Annotated in this window: 18 protein-coding genes; 17 read left to right on the forward strand and 1 reads right to left on the reverse strand. The window is 61.1% G+C overall.

All coding sequences use genetic code 11. The features are described 5' to 3' along the window. The 3 genes from LAN64_09840 to LAN64_09850 form a co-directional block, all read left to right on the forward strand. Positions 1-1076 (forward strand): trimethylamine methyltransferase family protein (locus LAN64_09840; GenBank protein MBZ5568134.1); only part of this gene is annotated, 1076 nt, incomplete at its 5' end. 59 nt (positions 1077-1135) lie between these two features. Further along, positions 1136-1738: a UbiX family flavin prenyltransferase gene (locus LAN64_09845; protein ID MBZ5568135.1), complete on the forward strand. Its 603-nt coding sequence runs from the start codon at positions 1136-1138 to the stop codon at positions 1736-1738. A 442-nt stretch (positions 1739-2180) separates the two neighbouring features. Beyond that, positions 2181-2678, forward strand: a complete 498-nt coding sequence (locus tag LAN64_09850) for a cytochrome P460 family protein (protein ID MBZ5568136.1) — start codon at positions 2181-2183, stop codon at positions 2676-2678. A gap of 106 nt (positions 2679-2784) precedes the next feature. Here the strand turns inward: LAN64_09850 and LAN64_09855 are convergent, their stop codons facing one another. After that, complete coding sequence (locus LAN64_09855; protein ID MBZ5568137.1) at positions 2785-3936, reverse strand: acetamidase/formamidase family protein; 1152 nt, start codon at positions 3934-3936, stop codon at positions 2785-2787. Between the two features lie 552 nt (positions 3937-4488). Between LAN64_09855 and LAN64_09860 the strand changes: the two genes are divergently transcribed. From LAN64_09860 to LAN64_09925, 14 genes are all read left to right on the forward strand, one after another. Beyond that, positions 4489-5196, forward strand: a complete 708-nt coding sequence (locus LAN64_09860) for a FadR family transcriptional regulator (GenBank protein MBZ5568138.1) — start codon at positions 4489-4491, stop codon at positions 5194-5196. Between the two features lie 17 nt (positions 5197-5213). After that, entirely contained in the window at positions 5214-6386 is a 1173-nt protein-coding gene (locus tag LAN64_09865; GenBank protein ID MBZ5568139.1) for a (4Fe-4S)-binding protein, read from the forward strand. Positions 6387-6407: 21 nt separating this feature from the next. Continuing rightward, complete coding sequence (locus LAN64_09870) at positions 6408-7640, forward strand: pyruvate ferredoxin oxidoreductase (protein MBZ5568140.1); 1233 nt, start codon at positions 6408-6410, stop codon at positions 7638-7640. A 46-nt stretch (positions 7641-7686) separates the two neighbouring features. After that, entirely contained in the window at positions 7687-8712 is a 1026-nt protein-coding gene (locus tag LAN64_09875; protein MBZ5568141.1) for a pyruvate synthase, read from the forward strand. Between the two features lie 110 nt (positions 8713-8822). Continuing rightward, positions 8823-10178, forward strand: coding sequence for an oxalate/formate MFS antiporter (gene oxlT, locus LAN64_09880; GenBank protein ID MBZ5568142.1), 1356 nt, complete (start codon positions 8823-8825; stop codon positions 10176-10178). A gap of 72 nt (positions 10179-10250) precedes the next feature. Further along, the gene (locus LAN64_09885) at positions 10251-10610 is read left to right on the forward strand and encodes an STAS domain-containing protein (GenBank protein MBZ5568143.1); all 360 of its coding nucleotides are present in this window, start codon (positions 10251-10253) and stop codon (positions 10608-10610) included. 399 nt (positions 10611-11009) lie between these two features. Beyond that, positions 11010-12785 (forward strand): hypothetical protein, encoded by a 1776-nt coding sequence (locus LAN64_09890; protein ID MBZ5568144.1) that lies wholly within the window; start codon positions 11010-11012, stop codon positions 12783-12785. Between the two features lie 140 nt (positions 12786-12925). Further along, entirely contained in the window at positions 12926-14140 is a 1215-nt protein-coding gene (locus LAN64_09895; GenBank protein ID MBZ5568145.1) for an ABC transporter substrate-binding protein, read from the forward strand. 29 nt (positions 14141-14169) lie between these two features. Beyond that, a complete protein-coding gene (locus tag LAN64_09900; protein ID MBZ5568146.1) occupies positions 14170-15048 on the forward strand; it encodes a branched-chain amino acid ABC transporter permease in 879 nt (292 codons plus the stop codon). Further along, complete coding sequence (locus LAN64_09905; protein MBZ5568147.1) at positions 15045-16049, forward strand: branched-chain amino acid ABC transporter permease; 1005 nt, start codon at positions 15045-15047, stop codon at positions 16047-16049. Before LAN64_09900 ends, LAN64_09905 begins: the two co-directional genes overlap by 4 nt. 36 nt (positions 16050-16085) lie before the next feature. Further along, a complete protein-coding gene (locus LAN64_09910) occupies positions 16086-16820 on the forward strand; it encodes an ABC transporter ATP-binding protein (protein ID MBZ5568148.1) in 735 nt (244 codons plus the stop codon). Next, positions 16817-17545, forward strand: coding sequence for an ABC transporter ATP-binding protein (locus tag LAN64_09915; protein ID MBZ5568149.1), 729 nt, complete (start codon positions 16817-16819; stop codon positions 17543-17545). The genes LAN64_09910 and LAN64_09915 overlap by 4 nt, the downstream gene beginning before the upstream one ends. Before the next feature lie 160 nt (positions 17546-17705). Continuing rightward, positions 17706-18101 carry a BlaI/MecI/CopY family transcriptional regulator gene (locus tag LAN64_09920; protein MBZ5568150.1) on the forward strand — a complete coding sequence of 132 codons (396 nt, stop codon included), beginning with the start codon at positions 17706-17708 and terminating at the stop codon, positions 18099-18101. After that, positions 18098-19453, forward strand: coding sequence for a M56 family metallopeptidase (locus tag LAN64_09925; protein ID MBZ5568151.1), 1356 nt, complete (start codon positions 18098-18100; stop codon positions 19451-19453). Before LAN64_09920 ends, LAN64_09925 begins: the two co-directional genes overlap by 4 nt. Positions 19454-19466: the final 13 nt, after the last annotated feature.

The following is a 19466-nucleotide window of genomic DNA, read 5'->3' on the forward strand; positions in this document are numbered from 1 at the left end:
CCGCCGTCGTTTGCGTTGACGTTCCCGAGCCCCTCGCCGATCTCTACCGCCTCTACGTCGTCCTCGCGCATTCCGGCAAACCGATCGTCACCGGCGCCTTCTCCGCCGAATCCCTTCAGGGCATGCTCGATCTGCTCGCGCTCGATGCCGGGAGTCCCGCCGCCTTGCGCGCTCGCCCGCGTGCCGTCTTCGACGTCTGTCCCTCGCCTCCGCTGCATTGGACGAATTTCGCCGCCCACAACATGCTCCAGTTGGCGCGTGCCGGCGTGCCCGCGCAAATCGTGTCCATGCCGATGGCGGGCGCTACCGCGCCGGTCACGCTGATCGGCTCGGTCACGCAGCACGCCGCCGAAACCATCGCCGGCATCGTCATCCATCAACTTGCCGCCGCGGGAGCGCCCGTGGTGTGGGGCGGTGCGCCTTCTATTCTCGACATGCGCACCGGCATCGCGCCCGTCGGCGCCATCGAGACCGTCATGCTCAACCTCGCGTGCGCTGAAGTCGGCAAGCATCTCGGCCTGCCCACGCACGGCTACCTCGTTGCTAGCGACGCCAAGCTGCTGGACGCTCAAGCCGGTGCGGAATCCGGGATCTCTGCGGTTCTGGGCGCGCTGGCCGGCATCAACATGATCTCCGGCGCTGGCATGATCGATTCCCTCGCCTGCCACAGCGCGGAAACACTGGTGCTCGACGCCGAGCTAATCGCATCCGCCCGCCGCCTGCTGAAGGGGGTTGAGACTCCAACCTCGACTCTCGCCACCGCAATGTTCGCCTCGCTGCCAAAGGAAGGATTTCTGGCGTCGCGCGAAACCCGGGCGCTCTTCCGCACCGAGCACCACCTGCCGTCGGCCGTCATTGACCGCGACAACTATCAGGAAGGCGCGGTCAGCGACGCCTTTTCCCGCGCGCACGACGCCATCCCGCGGTTGCTCGCTTCGTACTCCCGCCCCGCGCTCAACCCCACTTTGCTGGCCGGCTTCGACGAATTACTCGCGCGGCAAGCGGCCAAATTCGGCGTTGCTTTCTCTCCTCCGACGCTCGAAAACGCCGCCCCGCTTCACGCCGACGCGCCTTAAACCGCCTGCATTAGAACGGTCCAGAACTGCTGACGTATACTCGAATCGAGGATCCTCGCTTGCCTGAGCGTCGCCATTTGATCGTCGGCATCACCGGCGCCACCGGCGCCATTATTGGTGTGCGCATCCTGCAGCTTCTCCAGGGCACCGACGTGGACACGCACCTCGTCATCAGCCGCTGGGGCGCGCGCACGCTCGCCGAAGAAACCGAATACAACGTCGAGCAGGTGCAGGCCATGGCCGCGCACGCCTATCCCATCGGCGACCAGGGCGCGCCCATCTCCAGCGGCTCGTTCCTCACCGCCGGTATGGTGATCGCACCCTGCACCATGAATACGCTCAGCTCCATCGCGCACGGCCAGGGCGACAACCTCATTCACCGTGCCGCCGACGTAACCCTCAAGGAGCGCCGCAAGCTGGTGCTCGTCGTCCGCGAGACGCCGCTCAACGACATTCACCTCGAAAACATGCTGAAGCTCTCGCGCATGGGCGTGGTCATCTTTCCGCCCTTGCCCGCCTTCTATAACCACCCCCAGTCGCTCGACGACATGGTCAGCCACATCGCCATGCGCGTGCTCGACCAGTTCAATCTCCATCTCGATGTGGTGCGACGCTGGGAGGGTGGCGCCACCAACAACGCGCGCCCGCGCGTCCCGAACTAGAATTTCCCGCAGAAAAACGAAACGCGCCAGACCACAGCGCGCTCCCGTGCTCATCCCGTTCCGCCGCCGTGCTAGCTGCCCCCAGCCTGCGCATCGCGCGGCCCATAACCCCCGCGACGACCAGTCCGGCGACCACATACCCCGCGATCTCGATCGTCATGTATGACGCGGTATAGCTGCCCGGGAATCCGTACCAGTTCCAATAGGGTATGTTGGTGGTGAACCACGGGATGCACCATTCGTCCCGGAACAATTCGGTACGTGCTCACGTAATCTGAGATCAAACGTCTACGGTCATGGGGGGTGAGGCGTGCTCAAGAAACTCGCGTATCTGCTGGCCGGATTCTCCGTTGTGCTCGCGTTGCACTACGTCGCCGTTTCGACGCAGGCGCAAAGTCCGGCGAAAAATACACACCAACCGCACTACACCTCCGACGGGCGCATGGAGCTTCCCGCCGATTACCGCGAGTGGATCTTCCTGAGCTCTGGCATTGACATGAGCTACAACCCGCGCGCCATGGCGATGAACCACTCCATGTTCGACAACGTCTTCGTCAATCCTGAGGCGTACAAGGCGTTCCTCGAAACCGGTACGTGGCCCGACAAGACGATGCTCGTTCTCGAGGTGCGCGGCGCGGAGACCAAGGGCTCCATCAACCACTCCGGTCACTTTCAGAACGCTGAGTTCATGGGAATGGAAGTGCACGTGAAGGATGAGGCGCTCTTCGCGGGCAAGTGGGCCTTTTTTGGCTTTGACGACGCTAAACCGGCGAAGATGGTCCCCACCAAGGCCGACTGCTACTCCTGCCACCAGCAGCACGCCGCCGTGGATACGACGTTCGTGCAGTTTTATCCGACGCTGCTCCAGGTCGCGAAAAAGAAGAACACGCTCAGCCCTGCCTATGTCAAGGAAGCCGCCAGCGCGCAGGCCGCGCGCTAGTCGAATCGCCGCCCCATCGGCGTTGCGTTCTCAGCTCACGCGGATCTTCACGGATGGATCCTCGGAGAAGCACTATCCGGGTTCATCCGTGAAAATCCTTGTTCCGTCACCGCTTAACGAAAATCGACTTGGGAACCATGCAGTGGACGCCCTTGCGGATGTCCACCATCTGGGTGATATCGCAGTCCACGGCGATCGACGTGAGCGCGTATGCCTCGTAGCGGTCCATCGGCACCATCTTCTGCGTGGACAGCCAGTCGATGGTGTTGCGCACGGCGATCTTTGTGGCCTCGGTCAGGTCCTCGTCGAAGCCCAGGAAGATCCAGTGCGTCGGCGTTTCCGCCCACGGCCAGTCCGTCTTCATGCCCTTGTGGACGATGGGCTGGATCTCGATCTCCTTGTAAGCGCATTCAATCGCTTCCAGGTTCATCTCGCCGTTGCCCTGGCGGCAATGCGAGTCCCCGGTCCAGATCAGCGCGCCCTTCACGAACACCGGCAGATACAGACTTGAGCCCGCTTGCAGCTCGTTCAGGTCCATGTTCGATCCGTTCTTCCACGGACGCAGCGTGCTGGTGCGCCCCTTGGCGTCCTTGATTGGCGGACCGGCTTTTTCCTTGGGCTCGTCCGGATCAGGCGCCACGGCAATGACCCCGGGAAACGGCTTGAGGTCGACGACGATGCCCGGCTTGAATTCCGTTTGCATCTTCGCCAGGTCGAACTTGTAGTAACGGACGAAGCCTTCCGGAAATTCCTTGGGCAGCAGGCCAGTGGGGAATTCCTTGCCCGGGAGATTGAAGTTCTGCCCATATTCCTTGGGGACGATTTTGAGGATGCGGATCTCCAGCGTGTCGCCGGGCTCGGCGCCCTCGACGTAAATCGGCCCGGTGATGGAATGCGGACCACCTCCAGGATTGGCCTTGCGCAGGCGCGTCAGTTCATCCATGGGTGGGCCGGCGATGGTGTGATCGGTCGGCGCCGGCTTGATGGCGTCGAGCGCGTGGTACCAGGTCTCGACCGAGACCGTATCGCCGGAGTGGACCGTCAGGCGCGGCTTCTCATTGACGTCAAACCAGCCCCACTGAACGTTTTCCTTGGTTGCGGGCAGGATATAGTGTTTGCCCGTAAGCACGGAACTCTTGCGCCCCATTGTGCCTTTGGGCTGCTTGTCTCTGGGTTTGGCAGTTTGCTGCGCTCCGGCTACAAGACTGACACCGACCATGGCAGCAAACGCGGATGCTCGTGTAGCGCCCCACTTCATAAGTCGCCTCCAGAATGGAATCAAGGCAGATGATGTTGGCCGACTCTCCCCACGGAGTGGAATTGGCCGCGTACTGTATCCCGCTTTCAGGTGGGAGGCAAGACTGAGGACACAGAATATCTCGTGATGCGAGGGAGCGATCCGTAAGCAACGGGAGTCGCACGCGGAGACTTTGTTTCGCCGCGGAGTCGATGACATCAGGAAATCCATTTGCCTGCGGGGACATAAAACTGAGGACGGCGGCTTTGAGCAAAACGCGCAAGCTGCAGAGTGGGGAAGTCCGCTGAAAACGCAAAAATTAAGAAGCAACGCTGTAAGACACAGGCAAGAGAATGGCGCCAGAAGCGTGATGTGATGGTGGCGCACCTATGGTGCAGAACCGGCTGCAGGCTGGGCACTGTTACCGCCTGTGCAAAACTCAGCCCCCGTACCTCTCTGTCTAGGTTACTGAAAACAAGCCAAATAAAAATTTCCCTCAGCACTTGACTTCAATAAATGAAGGAGGCGTAGAATTGGTCCGGTCATCGGACCAATGCCCTAAATGGGAAACCAATGAACCCGGCGGTCAAGAACGAGTTTGAGACAATCAAGCGCAACCGGATCTATGAAGAGATTGCCCGTCAAATCGAAAAAATGATCGCGGAAAAGATGAAGCCGGGCGACATGTTGCCGCCGGAACGGCAACTGGCAGAGCAGTTCGGCGTTAGCCGCAGCTCGATCCGCGACGCCATCCGCACCCTGGAACTTTCCGGACTGGTGGAAGCGCGACAAGGGTTGGGAACGGTGGTACGCGAACCCTCGGCGGATGCCGTGGTCAATCCTCTCACCTCCATCCTGGTGCAAAAACGCAAGCTGGTAGGAGAGCTGATCGACGTGCGCAAGATGATCGAGCCGCCGCTGAGCGCACGCGCCGCATTGCACGCGACGCCGGAGGAAGTGGCGGAAATGGAATCCATCCTGGCGCGCCAGCAGCAGAAGATGAGCCAGGGTGATCTGGCCATCGATGAGGATGCGGAATTCCACTATGCCATTGCGCTGGCGGCCGACAACAGCGTGGTGCTCAAGGTGATTGATGTGCTCATGGACCTGCTGCGCGACACACGCGAGCGATCCTTGCAGGTAGCCGGGAGACCGGAGCGTTCCATCGCCAGTCACCGGGAGATTCTTGACGCCATCAAGCGTCGGGACGAGGCCGGCGCGGAAGCCGCCATGTCCCGGCACATCGAGGCGGTGGAGAACATCGTTTTTACGAAGCTGTGAGAGAGCGGAGGTTGCTCATGGGCAAGCTGTATGCGGTTGAGATTGTCTATCGAGGGATTTTTCAAAAGAAGCTAGCCACTAACATCAGCCGCGCCATCGTGCTCGCGGCGCACTTGGACGGCAAGCCGGGGATCAGCTTCGGACGATACGGCGACAGCCCGGAGCGCAATGGGATTCCTGCCAAGAACTTCGCCATTGTGGCCACCGACGAACAGACGCTGCAAGAGGGCATGGCGAAATACGAGCCCAAGGAAGTGGACATCACCATTTCCGTGGATGACACCCTGTGCAAGGGCGTGGAGTCGTGGGCCTGGTACGGCCTGCAGCCCATCAACAAGCTGACCAAGCCGGGCGGGACGCTGATCGTGACTTCCATGGAGCCGGCGGAGAAGCTGATCGAGATGGCGCACAATCGGGAGACCCCGTACAACCTGGCGATCGTGAAGGGCACTAGAAGCTTTTCCGGACTGTGGGTGTACAAGGACGACCACACCGACGTACGCATCTTGGGGGCGATTGCCAAGGTGCTGCCGGAACTGGTCAGCCTGGACGCGATCAAGAAGACGATCCTGCAGGAATGGAAGGACCCGGTGAAGGTGGCGTCGGCCGAGAAGTCGTACCACCGCGTGACCAAAGTATTGGTGCAGCCGGGGCAGGGCAATCCGGAAACGCCGTACAAGTTCGAGCTGCCGAAGTGGCACGAGATGGGTGAAGGCGTCGCGATCCCGTGCATCCCTGCGGGCAAGACCGTGGAAGACCCGGTGACGCACGTGTTGGGCGGCATCCGGCCGGACCGCAATCCGACATTCAAGAAGTTCTCGACGCGCACCATGCGTCCGGTGGTGAACTTCGAGACCTGCATCAAGTGCACGCTGTGCTGGCTGCAGTGCCCCGACACGTGCTTCGACGTGACGCCGGAAGGCCTGTACGACGCCAACATGGAAGCCTGCTGCGGCTGCGGCGTGTGCGAAGCCGTGTGCCCGGTGGACAAATGCGTGACCATGGTGGCGGAGACCGAATTCCACGACAACGCCAGCCAGTGGGACATGTGGAGGAAGGATTCCACCGGTTACCTGCAATGGCTCAACCAGAAGATCGAGTCGCGGCCAGAGCGGTCGCATGGCTTCCGTTTCAGGGGACAGTACCAGGAACAAGTCGGCGAGATGCTGCAAATCGCCCAAGAGAGTTAAGACGCGAGGAGGAGAGCAGTCATGGCGACGTTAGCTCCTGCTGTAGAAGAAAAAAAGGGCGGCGAAAAAACAGCGCTGATTACTGGAAGCGAGGCGATTGCCGTCGCCTGCCAGCTCGCCGACGTGGATGTGGTCACGGCTTATCCGATCCGCCCCTATGACACGGTGATGCAGTACGTAGCCAAGCTGGTGTCGAACGGCGAAATGGATTGCGAGTACATCGTGGCCGAGGGCGAACACTCCCAGTTCGAAATCGTAAAGCACGCCTCCGCGGTGGGCGCACGCGTGTTTTGCGGCTCCAGCGGCGTGGGATGGATGTACGCCATGGAAGCGCTGACGGTGACCCCGGCGCTGCGGCTCCCCATGGTGGCCATGGTGGGCAACCGCGCCCTCGACGATCCGGGCGCCTTCGGCACCGAACACAACGACGCGCTGGCGGTGCGTGACCTGGGCTGGATGCTGACCTGGGTGGACAACGGTCAGGAGGCGCTGGACACCACTCTGATCGCCTATCGCGTGGCCGAGGACCGGCGCATCTTCCTGCCCTGCGCCATCAGTTGCGACGGTGCCTTCCTGACCCATTCGCAATCGCTGGTGAAAATCCCGTCGCAGGAGCAGGTCAACGAATTCCTGCCCAGGTACAACCGCGCTGACCTGCTCCTGCATCCGGACAATCCGATCACCGTGGCGCCGCAGGCCAACGAGGATTGGGTGATGGAAATCCGGCGCCAGAACTACGCAGCCATGGAGCGCACCTACGGCGTGATCCGGGAAGCGTTCGCGGACTTCGAGCGCATCTTCGGACGCTCCTACGGCAACCCGTTCTTCGAGGAGTACATGACCGACGATGCCGACGTGGTGCTGATGGGTATGGGGACGCTATCCACACCGGTCAAGGTTGCCATCCGGCAGATGCGCAAGGCAGGCAAGAAAGTGGGGTTCGTGCGCCTGCGCTGGTTCCGTCCGTTTGCCGCCGAAGAGCTGGCGCAGTGCCTGTCGCGTTTCAAAGCGGTGGGCGTGATCGATCGCGACTACTCTTTCGGCTCTCCGCACTCGGGCGGCGTGGTGGCGGGCGAGGTGCGCAACGCGCTGTACCCGGGAGCAGGAAAGAAGCCGCCGGTGCTGGGCTTCATTTGCGGCCTGGGCGGTCGCGAGGTGACCATTCCGGACGTGGAAAAGATCACGGGATCGGTCTACCAGGCGGCGGAAGGGAAGCAGCAACCGCTAACCCAATGGACCGGGTTGCGCGAGTAACCACACAAGATCGGACGAAACAGTTCAGACGAAACAGTGAGGAGTTATGGCGACAATCGTACAGATTGACCCGACGCAACAATTGGACCCGTTCAAGTCAGTCAAGAAAATTCCGACGCATGAGTTCTTCACCTCCGGACACCGGACGTGCCAGGGCTGTGAGTCGGCGCTGGTCATGAAGATGATGGTCAAAGCGGCCGGGCCGCGCACCATCGTGCTGGGCAGTACGGGTTGCATGTACGTGGCCAATACTACGTACTACAGCACGTCGTGGGTGGTGCCGTGGATGCATACGCAATTGGGCAGCAGCGGGTCGGCCGCGCTGGGCGTGGCGGCCGGGCTGAAGGCGCAGATGCGCAAGGGCAAGATGAAGAAAGAGCCGATCAACGTTATCGCCTTCTGCGGCGATGGTGGCGGCGCCGACATGGGACTGGGCGCGATTTCGGCGACCTTGACCCATCCCGATTACAACTGCCTGATCCTGCTCTACGACAATGAGTCGTACGCCAACACCGACATCCAGCTATCCGGCAGCACGCCCTGGGGCGCCAACACCACCTTCAGCACGCCGGGCTCGGTGAAGCGCATCATGCACCACCGCTGGAAGAAGAACATGGCGGGGCTGATGGCGGTGGGGCACCCGACTTGCCGCTACGTTGCGACGATTTGCATGTCGTACGGATTGCACGGTATGAACAGCATCCGCAAAGCGCTGACCATCGGCGGACCGACCTTTATCCATTCCCTGGATCCGTGTCCCAAGGGTTGGGATTACGATCCCATCCAATCGCACGAACTGGGCGAGCTGGCGGTGCAGTGCGGTATTTGGCCGCTTTACGAAGTTGAGGATGGCAAGCTGCGGCTCACGGGGAGAACGCAGCAGATCGCCGACGGGAAGATTCCGCGCAAACCGGTTCGGGATTACCTGCTGCGGCAGGGTAGGTTCGCGCACTTTACCAACGACGATCTGGATTATTTCCAGGCCAAGATCGATCAGATGTGGACGAAGTGGCTGATCCCGGGTGTGATTCCGTTCGAGAAAGACCTGGCAGCTGATAACCCGCCGGCGTAAGCCGGCGGGCCTAAAACCCGGGATAGTTGGCACCTCCGAAAGCGGAACTAACTTAGTTCGGCATTTTGTGAGTGATATCTCATCCGACGTTTCCGTCGGGAGGTGCAAGGATGTCCGAAGCTGCGCATCTGCAACTGATTCACCCATCGCGCATTCCCAATCGATGGGTTCAATTGATCGCCGGCGTCATCGCGATGATGGCGATTGCCAACCTGCAGTACGCTTGGACCCTGTTTACCACTCCCATCAAATCCCATTTCCACGTAACCCTGACTGTGGTTCAGTTCGCGTTCTTTCTCTTCGTTGCCCTTGAAACCTGGCTTGTTCCCTTTGAGGGTTATCTGGTTGACCGCATCGGGCCGCGCCTCATGCTGGGGCTCGGCGGCATCCTGGTGGGGCTCAGCTGGATGGGCTCCGGCAGCACCGAGACGATTCGCGGCCTGTACTTCTGGTACGCCCTTGGCGGCCTGGGCGCGGGCATCGTTTATGGCGGCTCCATCGGAAACGCCCTCAAGTGGTTTCCGGATCGCCGCGGCTTGTGCGTCGGCCTCACTGCCGGCGCCTACGGCATCGGCACCGCCCTCACCGTGGCTCCCATTGCCAAGATGATCAAGGCCACCAGCTACCAGCACACGTTTGTCGTTTGGGGAATCATCCAAGGCGTCGTCGTGCTGGTCGCTGCGCTGTTTATGGCCAAACCTCCGCTTGGATGGGTGCCGGCAGGATGGAAGGAGAAGGAAGCCCAGATCCGCGCCAAGGTCCGCAGTTCCGTCGTCGATCTGACGCCCGCCCAGATGGTGCGCACCGGCTCCTTCTGGGTGACCTACCTGATGATGACCATGGTCGCCTTTGGCGGCCTGGTGGTCACGGCACAGTTGAAGCCCATGGCCAAGTCCTACCACGTGGACCAGATCGTCATCTTCGGCGGGTTCACCGCCTTGGTGCTGGCCATCGAAATTGACCGCATCCTCAACGGCGTGACCCGGCCGTTCTGGGGCTGGGTTTCGGACCACATCGGCCGCGAGAACACCATGTTCATCGCCTTCACGGCCGAAGCGATCGCCGTCTGGGGGCTGCTCCATCTGATCCATCGCCCGCTCTGGTTCATTACGCTGTCAGGCCTGTGCTTCTTCGCCTGGGGTGAGATTTTTTCGCTTTTCCCGGCGATCACTGGCGACCTGTTCGGCAAGAAATGGGCAACCACCAACTACGGCCTCGTTTACACCGCCAAAGGCCTGGCTTCCTTGTTCGCCGGTCCGGGCGCGGCTTGGTTGTTCACTCACACCGGTTCCTGGCAGCGCGTGTTCTGGGCGATGATTGTCTGTGACGTCACCGCCGCGCTGCTGGCCTTGTTCTGGCTGAAGCCGGTCGCCGCGCGAACCATTGCCCAGGCTGACGCGATGGCGAGAGCGGAGGCCGCGACCACATCGATCTCCGAAAGGAGACCCTCAATAGGCGCCGCGTAACCCGCAGCTAGCGCGAGCGGCCGCGCCTTGTTCTTCCTGTGCCCCTAGACGACATTTGCAAGGAGGATTGTTATGGCGGCAAATCCGGCGGTACCCGTTCCCTTACTCAGTCTCGAAGTTCAGAAAACACCCACGGAAAACATCGTCCGCTGCAGCGGCAAGATCACTTCCGCCACCAACGAGCAGTTGCAATCCACGGTGCGCGGGCTGGCTCCGGAAAAGAAGCGGATCGTTCTCGACTTAACAAACACCAGTTTCATTGACAGCTCCGGGCTTGGAGCCTTGGTGGGATTGTACGTTTCCTGCCGGCACGCGGGATCGCGGTTGAAGCTCATCAACCTGACCCCGCGCCTCAAGGACCTGTTCGCCATGACCAATCTGGCGCCGATTTTTGAGGGCCACGACGACCTGCTCGGGCACACGCCCGACTAACAAAACACGCGCCAGATCAGGAGCTTGCCGCGATGCCGCTTCACCGGGCGGGCGGCGCCAGCAACGGTTGGGGGGGGTGCCTATTCGTATGCTCCACCCCCCTTTAGTGGTTAAATGTTTGTTAATTGCTTGCATTTGCGCGGCTTGTCTCCTATATTGCTGCGGAAATTCTAGCCAGGCTTGGGCGTGTCGCCTGTGACGGGGGATGTTCCATCGCAGGCGCAACGCTCACGTGGAGTGTCACTGCCACACTTGGCGTGAAAACAATTTTTTTTTGACCACCGAGGCGGTAATTCAGCACTTGTTCAGCAGTCGCAGGTGACAGCGGCATCCAGGAGCTCGAAGCCGCCATCGGTCAAACCAGATCCAGCAGCACCGAGGTAGAGGGGGAGAGAGACGATGAGATCTTGGCTGGCATGCATTCTCGTGTTTCTGGTTTCTGCCCCGTTATTGGCGCAGACGGCGGCAAAATCCCAAACAACGACGACCACCACCACCACCACGACTACACCGAAAACCACAACCGCCAAGAAGAAGGCGGCGCCGGCCAAGAAAGCGCCGTCCGCCGCTAGCGAGATGAAGACCTTGCGCGAAGCGGTGAACGCGCAGCAGCAGCAGATCCAGATGCTGCGCGACGAACTGTCGCGCCGCGACCAAGCCGTGCAACAGATGCAGGGCCAGATCAACCAACTGCAGTCCACCGCCAACCAGGCGCAGACCGCCGCGCAATCGGCGGCCAGCTCCAGCAAGCAGAACGAGGATGCGCTGGCGGCCCTGAAGACCAATGTCGCCACCGTCGAAACCAAGGCCACGGCGACCGCTACCGGTCTACAGTCCGCCGAAAAGAGCATCAAGGGGTTGGAAAGTCCGCTGGCCCTTAAGTACAAGGGAATCACGATCAGACCGGGTGGCTTTGTCGCCATGTATGGGCTATATCGGAACCACAACACCGGCTCCGACGCGACCAGCAATCTCGGCAGCTTCCCCTTGCAAGACACCGGGCCTCAGGCACACCTTGGCGAGTTCCGCATGACAGCCCGCCACTCCAACCTGAGCCTCAGGGCGGATGGCGTAACCCAAAGCGGGCTGAAAACAACCGCCTACTTCGAGATCGATTTCGAAGGTTCGGGCGTTGGTGCCAATGAAGTCATCAGCAGCAGCTTCAATCCGCGTGTCCGAGAGGCTTGGGCCAATGTCGAAACCAAAGGCGGCACTGCCTTCCTCGCAGGCCAGACCTGGAGCCTGTTGACACCCAATATCAAGGGCATCGCTCCGGCCAATGAGAAACGTCCCGCCACCATCGACGCGTCCTACCTCGTCGGTTATCACTATGCTCGCCTGGCCTCGTTCCGCGTTACCAAGAAGGTCAACGACAAGGCATGGATCGCGTTCGCGGTTGAGAATCCGGAACAGAAGTACGCGACAACCGGCGCACCTGCAAACGTCCTTACTGCTGGCGTCCAGGGAACCGGCTTTTCCGCCGCAGTTACGACCGACCCTGCTCCTGACTTCGTGGGCAAGGCGGCCTTCGAGACCGGCATAGCCCACATTGAGCTCGGCGGCATCGGCCGCTTCTTCCGCGACCGCGTGATCACCAACGTCGCTCTCAAGAATGGCGGCAATAACAACATCACCGCGGCTGGCGGCGGCACTTTCAACGTTATCGTGCACGCCGTTCCCAAGAAGGTGGACATCCTGCTCAACACTCTGGCGGGCAAAGGAATCGGGCGCTATGGTGTCGGCGGAGGCCCGGATGTGGCAATCAAGCCCGACGGAACTATGCAATCGATTATGGGCGGGATCGCCATGTTCGGAATCGAAGGTCATCCCACCGGGCTCACCGATGTCTACCTGTATGCTGGGGCTGAGTACTACGACCGGACAGTCTTCGGAACTACCGGAAGTGTCGGCTACGGCACTCGCACCGGTAGCCAGGTCGGGTGCTTCACCGAGGGTGGCACGCCCTGCAACGCCGACAACCGGGCTATCTTTGAGATAACCCCCGTGATATGGCACAGCTTTTACAAGGGGCCCGCTGGCACTTTCCGCGTGGGCGCTGAGTACGAGTGGGTTCGCCGCAGCGCATGGCGCAGCACCACCGCGCTCAGCCCTAACGGCGTTCCCTACGGCACCGAGCACGTCGCGTTCGCCGCCGTGCGCTGGTTCTTCCCGTAAACTCAAAACCTAACCTCCATCAACCGCAGGCGCCGGACTACCCGGCGCCTGTCGCCGTTCTTAGGGACGAAAGCGTACAATCTCCGGACAGTTGGTCAGGGTGTTCACCTGTCGAAATTTTCAGTGTGGAGGAGTGCCTAATGCGCGCCAAGACGTCTGCTGTGCTTCTGACTGTCACCTTCCTGAGCCTCGCCGTGCTGATCGGCTGCCAGAACAAAGGCGGCGGCAACACCGTTAAAATCGGAGTCATCACCTCGCTCACCGGCAGCCAGGCCGCATTCGGCCAGGCGCACAAGAATGGCTACGCCATCGCGTTGGAAGAGTTGAACGCCAAGGGCGGAATCAACGGAAAGAAGATCGAGTTGGACTTCTACGACGACCAGAGCAAGCCCGACCAGGCGGTGCAGGGCGTCAACAAGCTGGTCGACCAGGATCACGTGCCCATTATCCTGGGATCGTATTCCTCCGAGAGCACGCGCGCCATCGTGCCGGTGGTGACCGCCAAGCAGGTGCCGCTGATCATTCCCACCGCGGTGGCGGACAACATCATGCAGACCGGGTCGCAGTGGATCTTCCGGCTGTGCGCCGGCTCCGGCGATTATGCCAAGGCGACGCTGGATTTCCTGAAGAACAACGGCAATCCCAAGACGATCGCCATCGTCTACGAGAACACCAACTTCGGCCAGGCGAATTTCAATTCCATGGACAAGGCCGCCCCGGCGGACGGCATGAAGGTCGTGGATACCGAGGCTTACCAGACCAGCTCCCCCGACTACAAGTCGCTGCTGCAACGGGTGAAGTCCAAGAATCCGGAGGTGGTGTATTTCGCCTCTTACCTGCTCGACGCAACCACGCTGATGCGGCAATCCGAGCAGGGAACCTTCAACCCGAAATACTACACCTCCGCCGGCACCGGTTTTGCGGTGGCCGATTTCCCGACGGACAAGGGCGCCGGCAAGTATGCCAACTACACCTTCTCGGTGGCGCAGTGGCTGCCCTCCGCCAAATGGGCGGGCTCGAAGGAATTCGACGACAAGTTTTTTCAGTTGACGAAAACCCATCCCTCATTCCACGCGCTGGAGGCCTACATCGCGCTGATGGTCGCGACCGAGGCAATGAAAAAGAACATGACATCGCCGACCGCGATCCGCGACGAGGTCCGCAAGACCGATATGCCTATCACGCCGTTCGGCTCCATTAAGTTCGACGCCACCGGACAGAACGCCCACCCGACCTTGGTGACTCAAGTCCAAGACCAGCACTATATGGTGGTTTGGCCTCCGGATGCGGCCGAAGCCAAGCCGATCTATCCGACCCCGACATGGAGCCAGCGCAAGAAGTCGGGCGAGCTGTGAGTCGCGACTTTCCTACGGCGGGGTAAGCGGTGGACTGGTTCTTTCCTTTCGTCCAGGCCGTCCTGAACGGCATTTTGACGGGGTCGCTGTATGCGCTGATCGCCATGGGCATGGCGCTGATCTTCGGCGTCATGCGCATCGTGAACTTCGCTCACGGCGCATTCCTCATGCTCGGCATGTACGCCACCTGGGTGATCTTCGAGTACGCCCACGTCAACCCGTATTTCGGTTTCCTGGCCGCCGGGCTGCTCTTGTTCGCCATCGGCGCCGCGGTCTATGCCGGGCTGGTGCGGCACATTCCGGTGCAGGCCGAGTTCATGATCATCCTGCTAACTCTGGGCGTGTCGCTGATTTCGGTCGACTCCATCCTGCTCATCTTCGGCGCCGATTATCATCAGCTCAACTTCCCGCTTCTCGGCAAGAACTTCCACCTGGGATCGCAGATTTCGCTCAATGCTCCCTGGCTGATCTCGTTCGGCATCGCGCTGCTGGCGGCCGCCGGGCTGTACCTCTTCGTCATGCGTACCATGTTCGGGCGGGCGGCGCGCGCCATCGCCCAAAACCCCTATTCGGCGCCGCTGATGGGTATCAACATCCACCGCGTGCAGGCGGTCACGTTCGGCTTGGGTGCAGCGGCGGCCGGGATTGCCGGTGGACTGCTGTTGCCGGTCTTTTATCTTTATCCCGACGTCGGACACCTGTTTAACCTGAAGTCGTTCCTCATGGTGGTGATGGGTGGCATGGGCTCGATTGAGGGCGCGGCCGCCGCCGGACTGGTGCTTGGCGTCGTCGAGAGCCTCACCAGCCTCTACTGGGGCAACGAGTGGGCTCTGGTGGTGGACTTCGTCATCTTCATTTTGGTGCTGTCGTTCAAACCCAGCGGAATTTTCGGGAGCCAGCGCGCATGAAGCGTCCCCAGGTGATCATCGGCGCATTCATTTTTGCGGTCGCGCTGGTGATTCCTATCTTCCTTCACAACGATTATTTCTTGCAGGTCATCTTCCGGCTGTTCCTGTTTGCCACCCTGGGGCTTGCTTGGAATCTCGTCGGCGGATACACCGGGCAGTTGTCACTGGGGCACGCCGCGTTCTTCGGCATTGGCGCATACGGACTGGCGCTGCTGAGCAAGGGCATGTCGCCGTGGCTGGCTATCGGTGGGGGCGTGGTCCTCTCCCTGGTCGCCGCCGTGATTATCGGTAGTGTCTCGTTCCGCTTGCGCGGGCCGTACTTCTGCCTGGCAACCATCGCGTTCGCCGAGGTGGTGCGGCTGATTGCCAAGAACCTCCCTAACGTCACCGGCGGCGACGTGGGCACGCCGGTGCCGTTGCTGTTTCCTCAGAACTCGATGCGCTCGTTTTATTACGCGTGCGTGATCCTGACCATCATGTCGTTCGCGCTCACCTACTGGATGGAGCGCTCGCGCTTCGGCTACTACCTGATGGCCATCCGCGAAGACGAGGACACGGCGCTGTCGGTCGGCGTCAACACCGCGCGCGTCAAACTTTGGGCGCTGCTGCTGAGCGCCGCCTTGTCGGCGCTGGCCGGAGCGCTGTACGCGAGTTTGTTCCTTTACATCGTGCCCGACCAGATGCTGGGCATTGAGGTGTCGGTCGAAATCTCGATTCTTCCCATGCTGGGCGGCGCCGGCACTTTGCTCGGGCCGGTCGTGGGCTCGCTCGTGCTGGAGACAGCATCGGAAGTTTTCAAAAACATATTCAAGGAAGCGCACCTGCTGATTTACGGCATCCTGGTCGTGCTCGTGGTGCTGTTCCTGCCGGAAGGGATCGTGGGCACGCTGAACCGCAGGTTGCGCTGGTTCAAGGCCGCGCCGCGCACGCCGTTTGCGAGCGTGCCACCGCCCGGCCCGGCGGAAGAAAGCAAACGCGTGCCTCTGCCGCAAGCGGAATAGTTTCGATCTTCGGCTTCAGTTTCAAGTTGGCCAAACATGGCGCTTTTGGAAATCAAGAACGTCAGCAAGCGATTCGGCGGGCTCAAGGCTGTCACCGACGTCAACATGTCGGTCGAGACGGGCGAGATTGCCTTCATCGTCGGGCCCAACGGCGCCGGCAAGACTACCCTGTTCAACCTGATCACCAGTGTGCACCAGGCGGATGCAGGCCAGATCGTCTTCGACGGCCACGACATCACGCACTCCTCGCCCAATACGGCGGCTAAGCTGGGCATCGGGCGAACGTTCCAGATCGTCAAACCGCTGCGCAACTTGACGGTGCTGGAAAACACCATGCTGGGAGCGTTCCTGCGTACTTCGTCGCCAGCCGCGGCCGAGCGGGAGGCGGCGAAGGTCCTGCAGTTCCTTGGCATGGGGAAGGTCATGCACTTGGCGGCTCGTGGCATGGGGCTGCCCATGATGAAGCGCCTGGAAATCGCGCGCGCGCTGGCGACCAAGCCCAGGCTGATCCTATTAGATGAAGTCGTGGCCGGCCTGCCGACGGTAGAGGCGTTGGCGCTGGCAGACTTGCTGAAGCGCCTGCCGGAATGGGGCATCGCTGCCATCGGCGGCGTGGAGCACGTCATGCAGGTGGTGATGAAGATCGCCGACCGCGTGGTCGTGCTCGATCACGGTATCAAGATCGCCGAAGGCAAGCCGCAGGACGTGGTACACCACCCGGCGGTCATCGAGGCCTACCTGGGTTCGAAGTACAAGGAACTTCTGAAATGAGCGACCACGGGAACGCGCCGCTGCTGGAGATGAGTGACGTCGAGGCCGCGTACGGCGACTTTCAGGCGCTGTTCAACATCACCCTGACGGTCAACCGCGGCGAGATTGTTACCCTGATCGGCGCCAACGGCGCGGGCAAGACCACCACCCTGCGCGTGATCAGCGGCTTGCTGCGGGCCAAGAAGGGATCCGTGAGATTCGAAGGCCAGGAAATCAGCAAGACCCCGGCGCACCAGATCGTGGCGCGCGGCATCAGCCATGTACCCGAAGGTCGGCAACTGTTTCCTTACATGACGGTCGAAGAACACTTGGTGCTGGGCGCCTATATTGACCGCACGCGGCCCAAGATCCCGCAGTTGCTGGATGAGCAGTATGCGATCTTTCCCAGATTGAAGGAGCGGCGCAAGCAGGCGGCGGGCACGCTGTCGGGCGGCGAGCAGCAGATGCTGGCCATCGCGCGCGGCCTGATGTCGGAACCGAAGTTGCTTCTGCTCGATGAACCGTCGCTCGGCTTGGCGCCCAAGCTGGTGGACGAAGTCTTCCAGAAGATTCAGCAGATCGGCGAGAAGGGCGTCACGGTAATGGTGGTCGAGCAAAACGTGGTGGACGGCCTCAGCGTCTCCTCACGCGGGTACGTGGTGGAGAATGGCGCCATCCTGCTGCAGGGCGCATCCAGCGATCTACTTAACAACGCGCAGGTGCGGGCGGCCTACCTTGGACTTTAAACGCGCCGAAGCTAACCACGGATTCACACAGTCCAGAAAACGCTCTATTCAATTCAGTCGTGCAACTCCACGCCGAGTTCATGCAACTAATGGTTTAGTTGACAAATTCCGTACCTCATCGTCTAATGAATTACAACCTGAATTGCGGAGGAAGGGCCACTTGCCCCCGAGAAAGTCTCCAACCTTAACTGAAGCCGAGCTGCGACTGATGAACGTGCTCTGGCAGAAGGGCTCGGCGACCGTGCAGCAAGTGCTCGATGCGTTGCTGCCCAAGCCTACTCTGGCGTACAACTCTGTCCTGACCACCATCCGTATTCTCGAGAATAAAGGTTACGTAAAGCACGTCAAGAATGGCCGCGCGCACGTCTACATGCCGCTGGTCGGGCGCAAGGAGGCCACGCGCTTTGAAATTCGCCACTTGGTGAACCGTTTTTTCAAGAACTCGCACGAGTTGCTGGTGTTGAACATATTGCAAGACGAAAGCATTGACGAGGCGGAGCTGACGCGCCTGCGGGAGTTGCTGGAACCCGAAGGCGGCAGCGCCAAGGAACAATGATGCACACGGTGCTGAACGCGGTGGCGCAGGTGTCGGCTGAACGCATGGTGGATTCGCTGGCCATCGGCCTGGCGCTGGCGGCGTTCGCCGGGACGCTGCTGCGTGTGGTGCCTCGGCAGAATTCCGCCACCCGTTTCGGCGTGTGGTTCGCGGCGCTGATCGGGACCGCGGTGCTTCCGCTGCTTGTTGCCGGCGGCATCGGCGCAACTGCCAATGCTGCGCTGCACCCCTTGATATCCGTGCCGGGTTCCTGGGCCTTGTACCTGTTCGCCGCGTGGGCAGGGATCGCGATCCTGGCGCTGGCGCGCGTGGGCATCGGCTTCATCGAATTGCGGCGCCTGCGCCGAAGCTGCCGTCGCATCGAATTCGCCGATGCAACCTGGCATTCCACCGTCGCGCGCTTCTGTCCGTCACGGGAAGTGCAGATTCTGACCTCCGGCCGCATTCACGTTCCGACCGCGATCGGCTTCGTGAAACCCGCCGTGGTCATCCCCTCCAGGCTGCTGCAAGAATTGTCGGCGGCGGAGCTGAACCAGGTCTTGCTGCACGAATTGGCGCACCTGCGCCGCTGGGACGACTGGAGCAACGTCGTGCAGCAATTCGTGAAGGCGTTGTTGTTCTTCCATCCTGCCGTGTGGTGGATGGAGGAGCGAATTTCTTTGGAACGCGAGATGGCGTGTGACGAGGCCGTGCTGGCCGAGACCCGTAGCCCCCGCGCCTATGCCGAGTGCCTGGCAAATCTGGCGGAGAGAAGCGTGCTGCGGCGCAGTGCCGCGCTGGCCCAGGCGGCGGTCAATCGCGTTCGGCAGACGACCTTGCGCGTGGCGCGAATTCTCGACGTCAACCGGCCGAAACCGGCGCCGGCTCGGAAGTCCCTACTGGCGGTCGCCACAGCGTCGGCATGCGCTTTCGCGATTGTCGCGTGGCATGCGCCGCGCCTGGTGGCATTCCAGAATACGCCCCACATGATCGCGAGTACCGCGCCAACACCGTTCCTGGAGCAACGACCGATGATTCCCGCTGTGACTCATGCTGCGCCACGGCCGGTGGTGGCTGAGCGCAGGCATGCTAGCTCCGCAGTCATGCTGGCACAAGCGACAGTCAGTGGCACAGAACCGAACCCGCGCGGGCAGAAGCGTAATACGCCGGCCCTGGCCGAGCGACAGGCTGGTGTTGCGCAGGTTATCCAGGCCCGGGCTTTGGCCTCGCCACAACCGCTGTTCACGACGGGCGTACTCATCATCTTTGTGGATGATCCGGTCTTCGGGCCGAGACCGATTGTGTGGCGCTTCGTCCTGTGGCAGATCCCGCCTTCGCAGTCGGAACCAGGTACACCCCAGAAATCGACTTAACCGTTTGGCGCAG

The sequence above is a fragment of the Terriglobia bacterium genome, from assembly GCA_020073185.1.
Classification (GTDB): domain Bacteria; phylum Acidobacteriota; class Terriglobia; order Terriglobales; family Acidobacteriaceae; genus JAIQGF01.